The 17,312-nt window shown below is 67.9% G+C and carries 22 protein-coding genes; 18 read left to right on the plus strand and 4 right to left on the minus strand.

All coding sequences use genetic code 11. The features are described from left to right. The first annotated feature begins 21 nt into the window (after nt 1-21). A complete protein-coding gene (locus ACAM49_RS07830) occupies nt 22-1,275 on the plus strand; it encodes an Nramp family divalent metal transporter (RefSeq protein WP_369634776.1) in 1,254 nt (417 codons plus the stop codon). 8 nt (nt 1,276-1,283) lie between these two features. Here the strand turns inward: ACAM49_RS07830 and ACAM49_RS07835 are convergent, their stop codons facing one another. After that, complete coding sequence (locus ACAM49_RS07835) at nt 1,284-2,078, minus strand: enoyl-CoA hydratase-related protein (protein WP_369634777.1); 795 nt, start codon at nt 2,076-2,078, stop codon at nt 1,284-1,286. A 127-nt stretch (nt 2,079-2,205) separates the two neighbouring features. On the opposite strand from ACAM49_RS07835, the gene ACAM49_RS07840 reads away from it, so the two are divergent. Next, nucleotides 2,206-3,456 carry a TetR/AcrR family transcriptional regulator gene (locus ACAM49_RS07840; RefSeq protein ID WP_369634778.1) on the plus strand — a complete coding sequence of 417 codons (1,251 nt, stop codon included), beginning with the start codon at nt 2,206-2,208 and terminating at the stop codon, nt 3,454-3,456. A 31-nt stretch (nt 3,457-3,487) separates the two neighbouring features. Here the strand turns inward: ACAM49_RS07840 and ACAM49_RS07845 are convergent, their stop codons facing one another. Beyond that, nucleotides 3,488-4,993 carry an aldehyde dehydrogenase family protein gene (locus ACAM49_RS07845; RefSeq protein ID WP_369634779.1) on the minus strand — a complete coding sequence of 502 codons (1,506 nt, stop codon included), beginning with the start codon at nt 4,991-4,993 and terminating at the stop codon, nt 3,488-3,490. Between the two features lie 330 nt (nt 4,994-5,323). Here ACAM49_RS07845 and ACAM49_RS07850 point away from each other — a divergent pair, with 330 nt between their 5' ends. The 4 genes from ACAM49_RS07850 (at nt 5,324) to ACAM49_RS07865 (ending at nt 9,157) form a co-directional block, all read left to right on the plus strand. Further along, nucleotides 5,324-6,331 (plus strand): ATP-binding cassette domain-containing protein, encoded by a 1,008-nt coding sequence (locus tag ACAM49_RS07850; RefSeq protein ID WP_369634780.1) that lies wholly within the window; start codon nt 5,324-5,326, stop codon nt 6,329-6,331. Next, nucleotides 6,328-7,140 carry an ABC transporter permease gene (locus ACAM49_RS07855; RefSeq protein WP_369634781.1) on the plus strand — a complete coding sequence of 271 codons (813 nt, stop codon included), beginning with the start codon at nt 6,328-6,330 and terminating at the stop codon, nt 7,138-7,140. Before ACAM49_RS07850 ends, ACAM49_RS07855 begins: the two co-directional genes overlap by 4 nt. After that, entirely contained in the window at nt 7,137-8,015 is an 879-nt protein-coding gene (locus ACAM49_RS07860) for an ABC transporter permease (protein ID WP_369634782.1), read from the plus strand. Before ACAM49_RS07855 ends, ACAM49_RS07860 begins: the two co-directional genes overlap by 4 nt. 113 nt (nt 8,016-8,128) lie before the next feature. Next, on the plus strand, nt 8,129-9,157 hold the full coding sequence (locus ACAM49_RS07865; RefSeq protein WP_369634783.1) for an SDR family oxidoreductase: 1,029 nt from the start codon (nt 8,129-8,131) through the stop codon (nt 9,155-9,157). Nucleotides 9,158-9,160: 3 nt separating this feature from the next. Here the strand turns inward: ACAM49_RS07865 and ACAM49_RS07870 are convergent, their stop codons facing one another. Both ACAM49_RS07870 and ACAM49_RS07875 read right to left on the minus strand, forming a co-directional pair. Then, nucleotides 9,161-10,378, minus strand: a complete 1,218-nt coding sequence (locus tag ACAM49_RS07870) for a lycopene cyclase family protein (protein WP_369634784.1) — start codon at nt 10,376-10,378, stop codon at nt 9,161-9,163. A gap of 59 nt (nt 10,379-10,437) precedes the next feature. Beyond that, entirely contained in the window at nt 10,438-10,914 is a 477-nt protein-coding gene (locus ACAM49_RS07875) for a hotdog fold domain-containing protein (RefSeq protein ID WP_369634785.1), read from the minus strand. Between the two features lie 185 nt (nt 10,915-11,099). Here ACAM49_RS07875 and ACAM49_RS07880 point away from each other — a divergent pair, with 185 nt between their 5' ends. From ACAM49_RS07880 to rpsQ, 12 genes are all read left to right on the plus strand, one after another. Further along, nucleotides 11,100-11,531: a hypothetical protein gene (locus ACAM49_RS07880; RefSeq protein ID WP_369634786.1), complete on the plus strand. Its 432-nt coding sequence runs from the start codon at nt 11,100-11,102 to the stop codon at nt 11,529-11,531. Between the two features lie 508 nt (nt 11,532-12,039). Next, a complete protein-coding gene (gene rpsJ, locus ACAM49_RS07885) occupies nt 12,040-12,345 on the plus strand; it encodes a 30S ribosomal protein S10 (protein WP_040804197.1) in 306 nt (101 codons plus the stop codon). A gap of 14 nt (nt 12,346-12,359) precedes the next feature. Continuing rightward, on the plus strand, nt 12,360-13,025 hold the full coding sequence (gene rplC / locus ACAM49_RS07890; RefSeq protein ID WP_369634787.1) for a 50S ribosomal protein L3: 666 nt from the start codon (nt 12,360-12,362) through the stop codon (nt 13,023-13,025). Continuing rightward, nucleotides 13,022-13,693 (plus strand): 50S ribosomal protein L4, encoded by a 672-nt coding sequence (gene rplD, locus ACAM49_RS07895; RefSeq protein WP_040804200.1) that lies wholly within the window; start codon nt 13,022-13,024, stop codon nt 13,691-13,693. The genes rplC and rplD overlap by 4 nt, the downstream gene beginning before the upstream one ends. Further along, entirely contained in the window at nt 13,690-13,995 is a 306-nt protein-coding gene (gene rplW / locus ACAM49_RS07900) for a 50S ribosomal protein L23 (protein ID WP_033091018.1), read from the plus strand. Before rplD ends, rplW begins: the two co-directional genes overlap by 4 nt. A 32-nt stretch (nt 13,996-14,027) precedes the next feature. Further along, nucleotides 14,028-14,858 carry a 50S ribosomal protein L2 gene (rplB, locus tag ACAM49_RS07905; RefSeq protein ID WP_369634788.1) on the plus strand — a complete coding sequence of 277 codons (831 nt, stop codon included), beginning with the start codon at nt 14,028-14,030 and terminating at the stop codon, nt 14,856-14,858. 14 nt (nt 14,859-14,872) lie between these two features. Next, nucleotides 14,873-15,154 carry a 30S ribosomal protein S19 gene (gene rpsS / locus ACAM49_RS07910; RefSeq protein ID WP_040804204.1) on the plus strand — a complete coding sequence of 94 codons (282 nt, stop codon included), beginning with the start codon at nt 14,873-14,875 and terminating at the stop codon, nt 15,152-15,154. Next, nucleotides 15,151-15,552, plus strand: a complete 402-nt coding sequence (gene rplV / locus ACAM49_RS07915) for a 50S ribosomal protein L22 (RefSeq protein WP_040804205.1) — start codon at nt 15,151-15,153, stop codon at nt 15,550-15,552. Before rpsS ends, rplV begins: the two co-directional genes overlap by 4 nt. Continuing rightward, nucleotides 15,553-16,359, plus strand: coding sequence for a 30S ribosomal protein S3 (gene rpsC / locus ACAM49_RS07920; RefSeq protein WP_040804208.1), 807 nt, complete (start codon nt 15,553-15,555; stop codon nt 16,357-16,359). A 3-nt stretch (nt 16,360-16,362) separates the two neighbouring features. Continuing rightward, a complete protein-coding gene (gene rplP, locus ACAM49_RS07925) occupies nt 16,363-16,779 on the plus strand; it encodes a 50S ribosomal protein L16 (RefSeq protein WP_040804212.1) in 417 nt (138 codons plus the stop codon). Beyond that, a complete protein-coding gene (rpmC, locus tag ACAM49_RS07930; RefSeq protein WP_040804215.1) occupies nt 16,779-17,018 on the plus strand; it encodes a 50S ribosomal protein L29 in 240 nt (79 codons plus the stop codon). Before rplP ends, rpmC begins: the two co-directional genes overlap by 1 nt. Further along, a complete protein-coding gene (gene rpsQ / locus ACAM49_RS07935) occupies nt 17,015-17,311 on the plus strand; it encodes a 30S ribosomal protein S17 (protein ID WP_157388622.1) in 297 nt (98 codons plus the stop codon). The genes rpmC and rpsQ overlap by 4 nt, the downstream gene beginning before the upstream one ends. Nucleotide 17,312: the final 1 nt, after the last annotated feature.

Here is a 17,312-nt window from a genome sequence, read left to right on the forward strand (position 1 = left end):
GGGAACCCGTAAACTCTTCTTGTGAGTACCAGTTTGGCCGAAGACCAGCGCAGCCCGTTCCAGCGAGCGCGATCGGCCACGGTCTTACTGGGCCCGGCCTTCGTTGCCGCCATCGCGTATGTCGATCCCGGCAATGTCGCGTCCAACATCAGCGCGGGTGCGCAATACGGCTACCTGCTGGTGTGGGTCATCGTCATGGCCAACATCATGGCCGGGCTGGTGCAGTTCCTCTCGGCGAAACTGGGCCTGGTCACCGGCAAGTCCCTGCCGGAGGTGGTGCGGGAGAAGGCGAGCCGCCCGGTCCGCCTGGCCTACTGGGCGCAGGCCGAAACCGTCGCCGTGGCAACCGATCTCGCCGAGGTGGTGGGCGGCGCCATCGCCCTGAACCTGCTGTTCGACCTGCCGCTCATGGTCGGCGGCGTCATCACCGGCACCGTCTCGATGATCCTGCTGCTCATCCAGAACCACCGCGGCCAGCAGCCCTTCGAGCGCGTCATCACCGGCCTGCTCGGCATCATCGCCATCGGATTCCTTGCCTCCGTGTTCATCTCGCCGCCCTCGGCGACGGAGACGGTCGGCGGCCTGCTGCCGCGCTTCGAAGGCTCCGGCAGCGTGCTGCTGGCCGCCGCCATGATCGGCGCGACCGTCATGCCGCACGTGGTCTACCTGCACTCCGGCATGGCCCGCGACCGGCACGGGCATCCGGAGGAGGGCGCGCCGCGAAAGCGCTTGCTGCGCATCACCCGTTACGACGTCGGCCTGGCCATGCTGCTGGCGGGCGCGGTGAACCTGGCCATGCTGCTCATGGCCGCCAGCACCCTGCGCGGGCGCGACGGCGTGGACACCATCGAGGGCGCGCACGCCGCGGTCGTCGAGGTGCTCGGGCCGGTGGCCGGATTGCTGCTCGCGGTCGGGTTGCTTGCCTCGGGTCTGGCCTCCACCTCGGTGGGCGCGTACGCGGGAGCCATGATCATGCAGGGCCTGCTGCACCGGCACATCCCGCTGGTCGTGCGCCGCGTCATCACACTGATCCCGGCCCTGGTGGTGCTCGCGCTCGGCATCGATCCGACTCGGGCGCTGATCATTTCGCAGGTGGTGCTGTCCTTCGGCATCCCGCTCGCGCTCATTCCGCTGGTGCGCTTCACCAGTGACCGGGCCATCATGGGCAGCGACGTCAACCGCCGCCTCACCACCGGCCTGGCCTGGTTGGTGGCGGCCATCATCACCACGCTGAACGTGGTGCTGATCTACCTGACCGTCACCGGAAAGAACTGACGCCCAGCCTATTCGGCGAAGACGGCCTTGCGCTTCTGGAGCATGGCGGCCGCGCCCTCGGCGAAATCGGCGGAGTCCAGCAGTTCGCACTGCCCGGACTTCTCGGCGGCCAGCACGGCGTCGAACGAGGACAGCGCGGCGGTGCCGAGAGCCTGCTTGGTGAGTTCGAGGGCGCGGCGCGGACCGTGCGCGAGCTTGTCGACCGCCGCCTCCACCTTGGCGTCCAGCCCCGCCTCGGAGTAGACGCCCGCGACCAGGCCGTGCGCCAGCGCGTCGCGCGCCGGGAGCCGCTCGCCCAGCAGCGCCATCTCGGCGGCCAGCGGGCGACCGGCGGCCGCCGCGACCAGGCCCGCCGCACCGCCATCGGGCATCAGCCCGATATTGATGAAGGCCAGCAGCAGGTAGGCGTCCTCGGACAGGTAGGTTAGATCGGCGGCCAGCGCGATGGCCACCCCGATACCCGCGGCCGAGCCCTTGACCCGGGCGATGACCGGAATCGGCGCCTCCACAATGGCTTTGACCATCCCGTTGGCCGCGTCCAGGATCATCTCGTTGGTGATGCCGCGAGCGGTGTACTCGTCGGCGGCGGACAAGTCCGCGCCGGTGCAGAAGTCGCCGCCCTCGCCGGTCACCACGATGACCCGCACCGCGGGGTTCGTCGACGCCGCGCGGATGGTGTCGCCCAGGGCCGCCATGGTGTCGTAGTCGATGGCGTTCTTGCGTTTGGGATTGGTGAGGGTGATGCGAAGCACCCGCCCGTCCAGGATCGCGGTGTAACCCGTCGTGGTCGCGATGTCGCTCATCGGGCGCTCCCAGATATATATGCGGCGGCATTGCCGCAGACTGTGTTCAAGTTTGCGAATTGTGGTTAACTTAAGGTCGTTCGTCCGGCACTGTCAACAGCCGGTGCCGTAGAGAAGGAGAAACCGTATGGTCGCCGATCGCAGCGAGGCCGCCCTCGCTTCCGCGCGACCAGAAGGTCAATCCGGGGCAATCGACAGCGAATCCGGTCCCCGTCGCCGCCCCAAGAACCGCAAGGTCCAAATCGTGCGGGTAGCGGCGCGAGCCTTCGCCGAACGCGGCTACCACCCGGTCGGCGTGGACGAGATCGCGGCCGAGGTGGGCATCTCCGGCCCGGCCCTGTACCGGCATTTCCGCAACAAGTACGCGTTGCTGGTGGCCGCCGCGGAAGGCGGTGCACAGCAATTGCTGGACGCCGCCGAGGCCGCCGACAATCCGGAGCTGGAACCGGAACCGAGACTCACCGCGCTGATCCGCGGCATCGCCGAGTACACCATCGACGTGCGCCGCGAGGGCGGGCTGTACCGGTGGGAGCGGCGCTATCTGGAGCGCGCGGACCGCGACCGCATCCGGGTCATCTACAACGAACTGCACGACACCGTGGCCGCGCCCATCGCCGAGCTCTACCCCGAGGCGGATCCCGCCGACATCCAGCTGCGCGCCGCCGCCGTGCTGAGCGCCATCGGCTCGATCACCGCGCATCGCACCGCGCTGTCCACCACCCGGTTGACCGGACTCATCGTCGACATCTGCTGGGACATCCTGCGCTGCGAGCTGCCGCCCGCGCCCGCCCCGGCCGTCGGCGACCCCATCGTGCGCGGGCTGCCCGTCATCTCCAAGCGCGAGCAGCTGCTCACCGAGGCCATCCGCATCTTCGGGCGGCAGGGCTACCACGAGGCCAGCATCGAGGAGATCGGCGCGGCCGCGGGCATCAATGCCTCCAGCGTCTACCGCTACTTCGCCAGCAAGGCCGACCTGCTGGCCGCGGCCTTCCACCGCACCGGCGAACGGGTCGCCATCGCCAATAACGAGGCGCTGGCCGAGGCCACCAGCCGCGCCGACGCGGCCGCGCGCATCGCCGACCGCTTCGCCCGCATGACCTTCGCCATGCCGGAGATCCTGCCCGTGTACTTCTCCGAATTCTCCAATCTGCCCGCCTCCGAACAGCATCGGCTGCGCTCGATCCAGCGGCAGAACGTGCTGGAATGGGCCAACCTGCTCGACGGCGATCAGATCGAGGCCCGCTTCCGGGTGCACGCGGCCATCGCCCAGGTCGCCGATGTCGGGCGGCGCATCCGCTTCGACGGGCGGCCGGAGAACCTGGCCCGGGTGAGCGCGCTCATGCGGGCGGTGCTGCTGGGCGCGCAACCGGCCGAATAGCCTTCGGCGGCAATCGGACTCGGTTCCGTCTTCAGACCCGGTGCCGCATGCGGAACAGGGCGCGCGCCACGCGCAGCCGCCGCGGATGCTTCTCGAACGTCCCGGAGGTGATCTGGTCGGACGGATGTTTCTCGGTGATCGTCTGCGCGCGGGCGAATTCCCGCAGCACCTGCGGATTACGAATGCGGCCCGGGCCGTGCACACCGTAGACGGGCGCCGAATTGACCGTGATCAGCTCACTGCGCAGGTGCGCCGCGAACTCCGGCACGCTGCGCACATCGCGCGTGAAAACCGCGACGGTGCGCGGGTTCTCGGCGGCGTTCACCCGCTCGGCGGCCTCGTCCATGGTGGCCACCCGGTTCACCACCAGCACCGGGCCCACCGGCTCGCCGGTGACCGCGCTGCTCACCTCGGGCACGTCGGTGAGCACGATCGGCTCGATATAGGGTTCGCGGATCGAATCCAGGCCCCCCACCACCAGCCGCGCGCCCCGGGTCACCGCATCGCGCACCTGCCGGCGCACCACCTCGATCTGCGACTCCAGGATCATCGGGCCGTAGGAGGCGCGGCGATCCGCACCTGGCCGCAGCCGCTTGGCCTGATCGGCGACCAGTTCCAGGAACGGCTCGTACACCGAATCGGCGACGTACACGCACCGCACACCCGCGGGTTGCTGTCCCGCATTGGCCATCGCGCCGTACACGGCCGCCGCTGCGGCGGCATCCAGCTTGGCGTCCACCTGCACCACCATCGCGCCGCGTCCACCCTGCTCGACGACCAGGGGAGTGGACGACTGCGCGGCCAGCGCGGCCACCTCGCGCGCGCCCGCGTTCGAACCGGCGTAGGCGAGCTTGTCCACGTGCGAGCGGCACAGTGCGGCGGCGGTGGCGCTGTCGCCCGTGACCACCTGCAGCACAGGCTGATTCGGGGCCAGATGGTTCCAGGTGTCGGCCAGCCAGGCGCCCACGCCGGGGGTCAGCTCACTGGGTTTGAACACCACGGCATTGCCCGAGGCCATCGCCCCGGCGATCGAATTCATCGGCGTGAGAACGGGATTGTGCCAGGGGCCGAGCACCCCGACCACGCCCAGCGGCAGATGGCCGATGGTGCCGGTGGAGTCGCGCCGCAGCGAGGCGCTGAGCCGGTTGGTGCGGCCCAGCGTCCGCCCGGCATGGCGCGCAACCCAATCCAGATGTTCGACGGCGAGCGTCACTTCGATGGCGGCGTCCAGGCGCGGCTTGCCGGTCTCGCTGGAGATCAGTTCGACCAGATCCCGGGTGCCGCGGGCGATGGCCCGCTTCCAATCCAGCAGCCAGCGCTTGCGCGCGTCGAAACCCAGTGCCGCCCACCAGTGTTCGGCGCTGTGCGCCGAGCGGACGGTGCGGGTGAGTTCCCCCGCGCCCATACTGGCGTACTCGCCCACGACCTCCCCGGTCCGTGGGTCGTAGGACGTCAGTACCTTCGATCGGCCCGCGACAGTGTTCTTCGATCGGCCCGCCTCAGCGCGCCCTGTTGCCGGCTGCGCCGACTCGGCCATGGTCAACCTCTCGTGGCCGGGAATGTCTCTCCCCGTGCAGCCAGACTATGGTTCGAGTCGCAGATGCGACAAGGTAGCGAAGTTGCCGCATACCGGCCGGTCTGCGCCCGGATCAGCGGCTATTCATGAACCTGTCGGTTTGTGACCAAGGGCACAGTTTGGAAATAGCTGCTTCGGCTAATGAACGTCAGCGTTTCGGATGCGCCGGTAACATCACGACCGACGGTGTGGATCATCCCTGCGGGCGGTAGCGACCTACCCCCGGCGGGGTTGTGGGGACCCGTCACCGGGGCGACATCGTTCAGCCCGACCAGCAATAGTGGAGAGTTGATGCCCAGCTTGGACAGACCGGAATCCGTGACACCCGACGATCCGGCCGTTTACGTCGAAGACGTCCGCAAGTCCTTCGGCGAGGTGCACGCGCTGCAGGGCATCAGCTTCACCGCCGCCCGCGGCCAGGTGCTCGGCATCCTCGGCCCCAACGGCGCGGGCAAGACCACCACGGTCAAGGTCCTGTCCACCCTGCTGCGCCCCGACTCCGGCACCGCCCGCATCGCCGGGCACGACGTGAACAAGGATCCCGCCGCGGTCCGCCGGTCCATCATGATGACCGGCCAGTACGCGGCCCTCGACGAGAACCTCTCCGGCCGCGAGAACCTCGAGCTCTTCGGACGCCTGATGGGCCTGCCCCGCAAGGCCGCCCGGCAGCGCGCCGACACCCTGCTCGAGGAATTCGACCTCACCGGCGCGGGCCGCCGCGCGGTGCGCCACTACTCCGGCGGCATGCGCCGTCGCGTGGACATCGCCTGCGGCCTGGTGGTCCGGCCCGAGGTGGTGTTCCTCGACGAACCCACCACCGGCCTGGATCCGCGCTCGCGCCAAGGCGTCTGGGACCTGGTCACCGCGCTCAAGAACCAGGGCATCACCGTCCTGCTGACCACGCAGTACCTCGAAGAGGCCGACGTGCTCAGCGACAACATCATCGTCATCGACAAGGGCACCGTCATCGCCGAGGGCACCGCCGACGCCCTCAAGGAGAAGACCGGCGGCAGCTACTGCGAGGTCGTGCCGCTGGATCCCACCCAGCTGAGCACCGCCGCCGACGCGCTCGGCGATCTGGTGCCCGAGGCGGTCCGCGCGGAACTGGCCGGGTCCGACCGGCTTTCGATTCCGGCCCCGGACGGCGCGGTCACGCTGTCGGAGGCGCTGCGCCGGCTCGACGGCGCCGGGGTCAAGCTCGCCGACATCGGCCTGCGCCGCCCCTCGCTCGACGACGTGTTCCTCACCCTCACCGGGCACGGCAGCAAGGAACTCGCCGACGCGGAGGGCACCGCATGACCACTGTCGAAAACGCGCGCGGCGCCGACCTCTTCGCCGATGTCCCCCCGGCCCGGCCCAACAGCTTCGCGCAGTGGCGCGCGCTCACGGGGCGCATCGTCTGGGTCATGGCCACCAAGGGCGAACTCATCGTCGCGGTGATCATCCCGCTGGTCTTCACCCTCGGCTTCTATCTGCCGCTGAAGTACGTCATGCAGTTCGGCGGCATCGACTACGCGCAGTTCGTGATGCCGATCATCGTGCTGCAGACCATGTCCTTCACCATGATGTCCAACGCGCAGCTGGCAGCGTTCGAGGCCATGACCGGACTCAACACCCGTATGCAGACCATGCCCATCGGCAAGATGGTGCCGCTGGTGTCCCGGCAGTCCGCGGGCCTGGTGCGCTCGGTGGTCTCGCTCATCGCGGCGTTGGGCTGGGGCCACATGATCGGCTTCCGCTTCGTGGCCGGTTTCGGGCAGGCGGTGCTGTTCTGCGTGTTCTCGCTCGCGGTCGGGACGGTGCTGGCCGTCGGCGCCGACGGGCTCGGGTCGCTGACCAAGAGTCCCGAATCCCTCAGTCAGGCTTTGACGCTGCCGACGCTGATCTTCGGCATGCTGTCCTGCGGCTTCGTGCCCGAGGGCGGATTCCCCGCCTGGGTGCGGCCGTTCGTGCGTAATCAACCGATCTCGCAGTTCTCCTTCGCGCTGCGGGACATGGCCGATCACGGTGTGACATGGCACGTGTTCTGGGTGCCGCTGGTGTGGCTGGTGGGCGGCGCGATCGTCTTCACGCCGCTGGCGGTCTGGGCGAGTGTGAGGCGAGCATGAGCAGTGCGGTGGCGACCGATTCGGTCGACAAGGATTCAGTGGTCGAAGATTCGTGGGCGGGGCATCAGCCGCTGCCCGTGGTGAAGCCGCGATCGGAGCGCGCGCTCTCGATCTGGGTGGAGCAGAGCCTGATCCAGTGCAAGCGACTGCTCACGGGCTGGATGCGCGACACCTCGACCACGATTCAGACGCTCGTCTACCCGGCGGCGACGCTGATCATGTTCCGGATCGTGCTGGGCGACTCGATCGCCAAGTTCACCCACATACCGGCCATTTACGGCTACGTGCCGCTGGTCATGCTGGTGGCCGCCATGTCCGGCTCGATCGTGAGCGCGCTCGGCTTCAAGGTCGAGAAGGCGACCGGACTGCTCGGGCGGTTCTATACCATGCCCGTCCACCGGGCGGCCGGGCTCACCGGACGCCTGCTGGCCGAGGCCGTCCGGGTGCTCATCACCTCGCTGTTCGTACTGGTGGTGGGGGTCGCGCTGGGCTTCCGGTTCTGGTACGGGCCCGCGGCATCGATCGCCATGATCGCCATTCCGGTGCTGTTCGCCATCGGATTCGCGGTCATGATCACCGCGCTGGCGACGCTTACGGAGGGCGTGCTGCTGGTGGCGGTCATCGGCATCGTGAACACCCTGCTGATGTTCTTCAACTCCGGATTCGTTCCCGTGTACGCCTATCCGACCTGGTTGCAGAAGACGGTGGAGAACCAGCCGATGAGCACGGCCATCGACGCCATGAAGGGGCTGTCGCTGGACGGGCCCATCGCCACGCCGCTGTTGAAGACACTCGCGTGGACCATCGGCATGATCGTCGTGTTCGCCTACCCCGCGATCCGCGGCTACCGGCGGGCGGCGGAGACCGGCGCTTAGACACGCGCCTCCCGAACCCTGACACGCCCGCGAAAGTTCGCGTGGTGTGCGGGGTTTGGGAGGTTTGCCGAGCCCCGATCGGGATGTGGCCCGCGTCACGTTAAGGTTGCCCCATGGCTTACCTGGTTACCGGGGCAACTGGGTTCATCGGTCGATTTCTGGTTCCCGAACTCCTGAAACGCGGCGCGGACGTGCACGTGCTGGTGCGTCCCGGCGAGGACTCCGTGCTGCGCTTCAACCGCTGCCTGCGCGACTGGGACGCCCGCGACCGGGTGCGCCCGGTGCGCGGCGACCTGGCCGCGCCCGGGCTCGGCATCGATTCGGGCTGGATTGCCGCGCACCGCGGTTCGATCGACCACGTCTTCCACCTGGCCGCCGGCTTCGACGCGGTCGGGGCGGGCGGCGGCAGCCGGCGGGTGGCCGAACTCGCGGCCATGCTGGAAGCCGGACGGCTGCACCATGTTTCGACCGCGCGCATCGCCGGGGCGTGGGAGGGCCTGTTCACCGAGGACATGACCGACGTCGGCCAGCTGCTGCCCACCCCCTATCAGCGCGCCATGCTGCGCGCCGAACAGGACGTGCGCGAGCAGACCGAGGTGCCGTGGCGCATCTACCGGCCGTCCATCGTCATCGGCGACTCCCGCACCGGCGAGATCGACCGCATCGACGGGCCGTACTACTTCTTCCGGGTGCTGCGCATGGCCGCCCAGCTGCCGCGCATCCTGCCCGTGGTCGCGCCCAAACTCGGCGAAACCAATATGGTCCCGGTCGATTTCGTGGCGCGCGCCCTCGACCACATCGCGCACCGGCCCGGCGACGGACCCTCCACCTACCACCTGGTGGATCCGCGCGAGCAGAGCGTCGCGGAGGTCTTCAACCTCTTCGCCGACGAGGCCGGGGCACCGCACCTGATCGAGGTCATGCCCAAGCAGACCCTCGACATGACGCTGCGCGTGCCCGGCATGGGCTGGGCGCTGCGCCAGGTCGGCATCCCCACCGATGTCATCGAGGACAGCGAATTCGCCTGCCGCTTCGACTCCCGCCACACCGCCGCCGCGCTCGCCGGGACCGATATCAAGGTCCCGCCGCTGGCCGCCTACGCCTCGATCATCTGGAAGTACTGGATCGAGAACTGGGTCTGAGGGTCAGGAGCTGGGGCTGTCCTCGGGTAGCAGCAGGTCGGTCTCCGGGCGCGCCCGCCCGTAATCCCAGTTCACCCAGCGGTTTCGGTTGGTCCAGCCGACCAGGTCGTAGCGCCAGCGGAAGGGCCAGGTGGTGGCGACCGTCATGAACAGGGCCGCGCCCAGGGCGGTGTAGTCGTCGTGGGCGGACAGCAGCGCGCGCTGCTGGCGGGGCGGGCGGGTGAAGAACGCGTCGAACATGGCGATCGACTGGGCGGTGGTGAGGCGGCCCAGGCCGTACACGCCACGCATGCGCATCCAATGCACCAGCCGGGCCTCGCGCGTCCACAGCGCCGCGACCGGATCGTCGCCGCGCCAGATCGCGTCGAGGGCGGTGTCGACCAGCGCGAGCGAATCCGCCACGCAGTAGCCGGTGATCGGATGCATCATGCCGCCGCGCGAGCCGTACGGAATCACCTGTCCGCGACCGGTTTTCGGCGGCACCCCGTCGAGCGGATAGTGCGCGGCCTCGGTCGGCTCGTCGCCGCGCAGCCGAATCCCGTGCGCCGCCAGCCGATTCAGCGTGCGCCGCCGCAACTCGTGCTGCGGCATGCCGCCGCGCAGGCCGAGGCTGGTCTCCTCGAAGATCACCGTGCCGTCGCCCAGCGGCACCGAGTACAGGAACGACGGCGGCTCGTCCGGGCCCGCGCCGTTCTCGTCGCGCCAGTCCAGCAGCAGGCCCTCACCGGCGGTCACCATGGGCGCGGCGATGTCCTCGTCCACGAAAATACCGTGCGCGCTGGCGGTTCTGCGCTGGCCCGGCGCGGCCTGCCCGCGGGTGTCGAACACGGTGGCGGCCCGCACCTCGGTGCCGTCGGCCAGCTCCACCCGATGCGGCTGCACCGTGCGCGCCCGGCCGGTGATCACCGTCGCGTCGTCCAGCGGCAGCGCGTCGAACAGGCCCTGCTTGGACAGCACGCAATACGGCCGCGGGATCCGATGCTCGGCCTTGGTCCACACCACCGGCGCGTCGATGCGGCTGGCAATCGCGCCGTGCCCCAACCACTCCGGCAGCTCGTCCACCCAGCACGAATACGTGGGCCCCCACAGCCGCGTGGGCCGCGGATCGATCGCGACGACCCGCATCCCCGCCGCCATCGCGCGATGAGCCAAGGCCCGTCCCGTGGGCCCGAGCCCCACCACACACACGTCGGCGGCAGCACCGACCTCCCGGCCACTCATACTTCGCATTCAAACAGCCCCGCCCCGGCGACGCCAGGCTGCCTCCGGCTTCGCGCCGCCTACTTCGGCGTCACCCAGGTGGTGATGTCCGCGTGCACGACCTCGAGTCCGGCCTTGTCGTAGATCGACACCGGCACGATCAGGTCCTGACCCTCGGTGATGGTCGAAAAGTCCGGCACCTCAGGCAGTTTCGCCACCGCCCGCAGCCCCGAGTTGGCCTTCGCCAGGTACTGCACGTTCATCGCCTTGGGAATCCACCGATGTGTCTCCGGCACGGTCGCCTCCGACAGCATCCCCATCGCCACCTCGGCCAGGTTGCACGCCGCGATCGCGTGGAACGTCCCCAGGTGATTGTGAATCCCGAACCACTTCGGCGCGGTCACCTCGCACAACCCCGGCTCCAGCCGCACCACACTCGGCAACACGGTCCCGAAGTACGGCACCCGAGCCACCATCCCGAGCGAGAACAACGTATGCCCGACCCGATTGTCGGGAAGCTTCTTCCACCCGCGATAAGTAGCGGTCTCTTTACCCATGCCGCTATCTTACTCAGAAGTAAGTTAACCGGAAGGGTGACCCGCGCGCCCGATTCGTAAGGATGCGGCTGGATCGGTCGTCGAATCCGTCACCGCCCGAAATCGACGCGCGAAACCGAGCGGTTTGGTTGTTGCATGGGAGGGTTGCGCGGGGAGCGCGACCTGAAAGAGGAGTTCTCGAAATCATGCGTATTCGCACCGCGGTGGCCACAGTTGGCATCGCACTCGCGGGGGCCGCGGCCGCCACGACCGCGTCGGCCGGATCGGCCGCGGCCTTCACGCCGTACATCAATCCGGGCGACGGCATCCTCGTGGTGGTGGACCTCAACCACGACGAGACCGTGGCGCTGTCCCGCAGCTGGATCCCGGCCGCGATCACCCAGATCAATCAGGCGCACAACCGGATCGCGCTCGATCCGTACTTCTCCGGGATGGGACTGGGCGACGGCATGGTGTACCCCACCATGTCCTCGACGGTCGGTGAGGCCGCGGACACCCCCGGCGGCCAGGTCAGCCTGGCCCTGGTCGATCCCGCGAAGTTCCGCGGCGGCAACTTCCTCTTGGTCGAGGACCTCGGCGGCTGGGACTACTACGTCGAGGACCTCCTCGATCGCTGAGGTGTAGCGGCGGCCGGTGTGCGAGATCACTTCGCGCTCCGTCCGTCGCGCTCTTCATGCCCGGCTTGCCCGGTTCGCGTCACCCACTGTGAGCTGGGCCATCGGTCCGCGGGGTGGGGGAGGGGGCGATTTGAACTGCCCCCATGGCTCGAGGCATACTATTCGGGTTGCCCACACCGGGTTGCGTCTTTTCCGTTGGATCAGCGCAGGTGGTGGGTGAGAAAGACCCAATTTTGCACCCCGCTGGATTGCGGCGTGGGTGCGTCCGGAACAATGTTCCGAGGCTTACAGGATTTTGGTCCGGGCCGAGGAATGAGCGGCGGAGCGACACGCCCGACCGCGTGGACCGGATGAACCATGACAGATGAACAGCGGCGATGGATCGGGCCCGAGGGCTGCGGTCGTGTGGTGGCTGATGCGTCTTCGTGTGTTCGGGCTGTGCAAATGAGGGTGGTTCGGAAGTGAAAGCTTCTGGGCCACAACGTAAGCGGAGAAAAGGACACTCAGCGTGGCGGGACAGAAGATCCGCATCAGGCTCAAGGCCTACGACCATGAGGCGATCGACGCGTCTGCGCGCAAGATCGTCGAGACGGTGACCCGTACCGGTGCCCGCGTCGTCGGCCCGGTGCCGTTGCCCACCGAGAAGAACATCTACTGCGTCATCCGTTCGCCGCACAAGTACAAGGACTCGCGCGAGCACTTCGAGATGCGTACGCACAAGCGGCTTATCGACATCCTCGACCCGACGCCGAAGACGGTTGATGCCCTGATGCGCATCGACCTGCCGGCCAGCGTCGACGTCAACATTCAGTGACGGGGACTTCGAATATGACTGACAACAAGACTCGTCCGGCCGCGGGCATCCTGGGCACCAAGCTCGGCATGACCCAGGTCTTCGACGAAAAGAACCGCGTCGTTCCCGTGACCGTCGTCAAGGCGGGCCCGAACGTCGTTACCCAGATCCGGACCCAGGAGCGCGACGGCTACGCCGCCATCCAGGTCGCCTACGGCGCCATCGACCCGCGCAAGGTGAACAAGCCGGTCTCCGGCCAGTTCGCCAAGGCCGGTGTCACCCCTCGCCGCCACATCGCCGAGCTGCGCGTCGCCGACGTCGCCGCCTTCGAGGTCGGCCAGGAGATCAACGCCGATGTCTTCGAGGCCGGCTCCTACGTCGACGTGACCGGCACCTCCAAGGGCAAGGGCTTCGCGGGCACCATGAAGCGCCACGGCTTCCGTGGCCAGGGTGCCTCGCACGGTGCGCAGGCCGTGCACCGTCGTCCGGGTTCCATCGGTGGTTGCTCCACCCCGGGCCGTGTCTTCAAGGGCATGCGCATGTCGGGCCGTATGGGTAACGACCGCGTCACCACGCAGAACCTCTCGGTCCACAAGGTGGATGCCGAGAACGGCCTGCTGCTGATCAAGGGCGCGATCCCGGGCCGCACCGGCGGCATCGTGATCGTCAAGAGTGCAGTGAAGGGTGGTGCCCGGGCATGAGCACCGAGACCAAGACCAACCTGACGCTCACGGTCAAGGCCGCTGGCGGCAAGACCGAGGGCACCGTCGAGCTCCCCGCGGAGATCTTCGACGTGACCGCGAACATCGCGCTGATGCACCAGGTCGTCGTGGCCCAGCAGGCCGCGGCTCGCCAGGGCACGCACGCCACCAAGACCCGCGGCATGGTCCGCGGCGGTGGCAAGAAGCCGTACCGCCAGAAGGGCACCGGCCGTGCGCGCCAGGGTTCGACCCGTGCGCCGCAGTTCGCCGGCGGTGGCACCGTCCACGGCCCGCAGCCGCGCGACTACTCGCAGCGTCTGCCCAAGAAGATGAAGGTCGCCGCGCTGCGGGGCGCCCTCTCGGACCGGGCTCGCAACGAGCGCATCCACGTGATCACCGAGCTGGTGGCGGGTCAGACCCCGTCGACCAAGTCGGCCAAGTCCTTCCTCGCCGAGCTCTCGGAGCGGAAGAACATCCTGGTCGTCGTCGGCCGCGAAGATGTCACCGCGTGGAAGAGCGTGGCGAACCTGCAGGGCGTGCACCCGATCGCCCCGGACCAGCTGAACACCTACGACGTCCTGAAGTCGGACGAGATCGTGTTCTCGGTCGAGGCGCTCAACGCCTTCGTGCACGGCCCCGCCGAAGCTGCACAGGAGGAGAGCAAGTGACCACCATCGCCGACCCCCGCGACATCCTGCTCGCGCCGGTGATCTCCGAGAAGTCCTACGGGCTGATCGAAGACGGCACCTACACCTTCCTGGTGCACCCGGACTCGAACAAGACGCAGATCAAGATTGCCGTTGAGAAGGTTTTCGGCGTCAAGGTGACCAGCGTCAACACCGCCAACCGTCAGGGCAAGCGCAAGCGGACCCGCTTCGGCTACGGCAAGCGCAAGGACACCAAGCGCGCGCTCGTGACGATCTCGGCCGACAGCAAGCCCATCGAGATCTTCGGAGGCCCGGTCGCGTAAGCGGCGGGGACTTCAGAAAGGCAGAAGAACTCATGGCAATTCGTAAGTACAAGCCGACAACCCCGGGTCGCCGCGGTGCCTCGGTCTCGGATTTCGCCGAGATCACCCGCTCGACCCCCGAGAAGTCGCTGCTGCGTCCGCTGAGCAAGACCGGTGGCCGTAACGCGCAGGGCCGCATCACCACTCGCCACAAGGGTGGTGGCCACAAGCGTGCCTACCGTCTGATCGACTTCCGTCGCCTGGACAAGGACGGCGTGCCGGCCAAGGTCGCTCACATCGAGTACGACCCGAACCGCACCGCCAACATCGCGCTGCTGCACTTCGCCGATGGCGAGAAGCGCTACATCATCGCGCCCAAGGGCATTTCCCAGGGCACGAAGATCGAGTCCGGCCCCGGCGCGGACATCAAGCCCGGCAACAACCTGCCGCTGCGCTCGATCCCGACCGGTACCACCATCCACGCGGTGGAGCTGCGTCCGGGCGGTGGCGCCAAGCTGGCTCGCGCCGCGGGCATGTCCATCCAGCTGCTGGGTAAGGAAGGCGCCTACGCCGTTCTGCGTATGCCCTCCGGTGAGATCCGTCGCGTCGATGTGCGCTGCCGCGCCACCATCGGCGAGGTCGGCAACGCCGAGCAGTCGAACATCAACTGGGGCAAGGCCGGCCGTATGCGGTGGAAGGGCGTTCGCCCGACCGTCCGTGGTGTGGTCATGAACCCGGTCGACCACCCGCACGGTGGTGGTGAGGGTAAGACCTCCGGTGGTCGCCACCCGGTCTCCCCGTGGGGCAAGCCCGAGGGCCGCACCCGTAAGCCCAACCGCCCGAGCGACAAGCTCATCGTCCGCCGCCGCGGCAAGAAGCGTTAAGGAGGAGGTTAAAGATGCCACGTAGCCTGAAGAAGGGCCCGTTCGTCGACGGACACCTCCTCAAGAAGGTGGACGTCCAGAACGAGAAGGGCACGAAGCAGGTCATCAAGACCTGGTCGCGTCGTTCCACCATCATCCCGGATTTCATCGGCCACACGTTCTCGGTCCACGACGGCCGCAAGCACGTGCCGGTGTTCGTGTCCGAGAACATGGTTGGACACAAGCTCGGTGAATTCGCGCCGACTCGTACGTTCAAGAGCCACGTCAAGGAAGATCGGAAGAGCAAGCGGCGATGAGCACTGAAACTCAGAACCCGACCGCGCGCGCGACCGCGAAGCACGTTCGCGTGACCCCGATGAAGGCTCGCCGCGTCGTGGACATGGTCCGCGGCCAGCGAGTCGAGGACGCGCTGAACATCCTGAAGTTCGCGCCGCAGGCCGCCAGCGAGCCGGTCGCCAAGGTTGTCGCTTCGGCGGCCGCCAACGCCGAGAACAACCTCGGCCTGAACCCGGCGACCCTGGTCATCTCGACGGCTTACGTCGACGAGGGCGCGACCATGAAGCGTTTCCAGCCGCGGGCCCAGGGCCGCGCGTTCCGGATCCGCAAGCGCACCAGCCACATCACCATCGAGGTCGAGAGCGTGCCCACCGCCGGCGCTGCCACTCGTAGCCGCCGGAAGGGAGGGGCAAAGTAAATGGGACAGAAGATCAATCCCCATGGCTTCCGCCTCGGTATCACCACCGACTGGAAGTCGCGTTGGTACGCGGACAAGCAGTACGCGGACTACGTGAAGGAAGACGTCGCGATCCGCAAGCTCCTCGCCAATGGCATGGAGCGGGCCGGCATCTCGAAGGTCGAGATCGAGCGCACCCGTGACCGTGTGCGTGTGGACATCCACACCGCGCGTCCGGGCATCGTGATCGGCCGTCGTGGCGCCGAGGCCGACCGCATTCGCGCCGAGCTGGAGAAGCTCACCAAGAAGCAGGTTCAGCTGAACATCCTCGAGGTCAAGAACCCCGAGTCGGACGCTCAGCTGGTTGCTCAGGGTGTCGCCGAGCAGCTGTCCAACCGTGTGGCGTTCCGTCGCGCGATGCGCAAGGCCATCCAGTCGGCCATGCGTTCGCCGAACGTCAAGGGCATCCGTGTGCAGTGCTCCGGCCGCCTCGGCGGCGCGGAAATGTCGCGCTCGGAGTTCTACCGTGAGGGTCGCGTGCCGCTGCACACGCTGCGCGCCGACATCGATTACGGCCTGTACGAGGCGAAGACCACCTTCGGCCGCATCGGCGTGAAGGTCTGGATCTACAAGGGCGACATCGTCGGCGGCAAGCGTGAGGTCACCGCGGTGGCCCCGTCCGGCCGCGACCGTGACGACCGCCCGCGTCGCGAGCGTCCGAGCCGCCCCCGTCGCAGCGGTGCCCAGGGCACCACCGCGACCAGCACCGAGGCCGGGCGTGCCGCGACTGCCGTCGCGGAGGCTCCGGCAGAGAACCAGGAGGGCTGACCTATGTTGATGCCCCGCAAGGTCAAGCACCGTAAGCAGCACCACCCGAAGCGCTCCGGTATGGCCAAGGGCGGCACCGCGGTTTCGTTCGGCGAGTTCGGCATCCAGGCTCTGGAGCCCGCCTACGTGACCAACCGTCAGATCGAGTCCGCTCGTATCGCGATGACCCGCCACATCAAGCGTGGCGGCAAGGTCTGGATCAACATCTACCCGGACCGCCCGCTGACCAAGAAGCCGGCCGAAACCCGAATGGGTTCCGGTAAGGGTTCGCCCGAGTGGTGGATCGCGAACGTGAAGCCCGGTCGGGTCATGTTCGAGCTTTCTTACCCGAACGAGGAGACCGCTCGTGAGGCCCTGCGCCGCGCGATGCACAAGCTCCCGATGAAGTGCCGGATCGTGACCAGGGAGGAGCAGTTCTGATGGCTACCGCTAATCCGACTGCAGAGCTCCGCGAGCTCGACAATGAGGCGCTCGTCGCCAAGCTGCGCGAGTCCAAGGAAGAGCTGTTCAACCTGCGCTTCCAGATGGCGACCGGTCAGTTGCAGAACAACCGCCGCCTGCGCGTGGTCCGCCACGAGATCGCGCGCATCTACACGGTCATGCGCGAGCGCGAGCTCGGGCTGGCCTCCGGTCCTGAAGGCAAGGGAGACGCCGCATGAGCGACGTAAAGGGCCCGGCCAAGACGCCGGCCAAGCAGGAGGAGCGTGGCTCGCGCAAGGTGCGCATCGGCTACGTCGTCTCCGACAAGATGACCAAGACCATCGTGGTCGAGCTGGAAGATCGCGTGAAGCACAAGCTTTACGGCAAGATCATCCGCACCACCTCGAAGGTGAAGGCGCACGACGAGAACGAGATCGCCGGCATCGGCGACCGCGTGCAGCTGATGGAGACCCGTCCGCTGTCCGCCACCAAGCGGTGGCGTCTGGTCGAGGTCCTGGAGAAGGCCAAGTAGG

This window comes from Nocardia sp. JMUB6875, from assembly GCF_041154655.1.
Lineage (GTDB): Bacteria > Actinomycetota > Actinomycetes > Mycobacteriales > Mycobacteriaceae > Nocardia.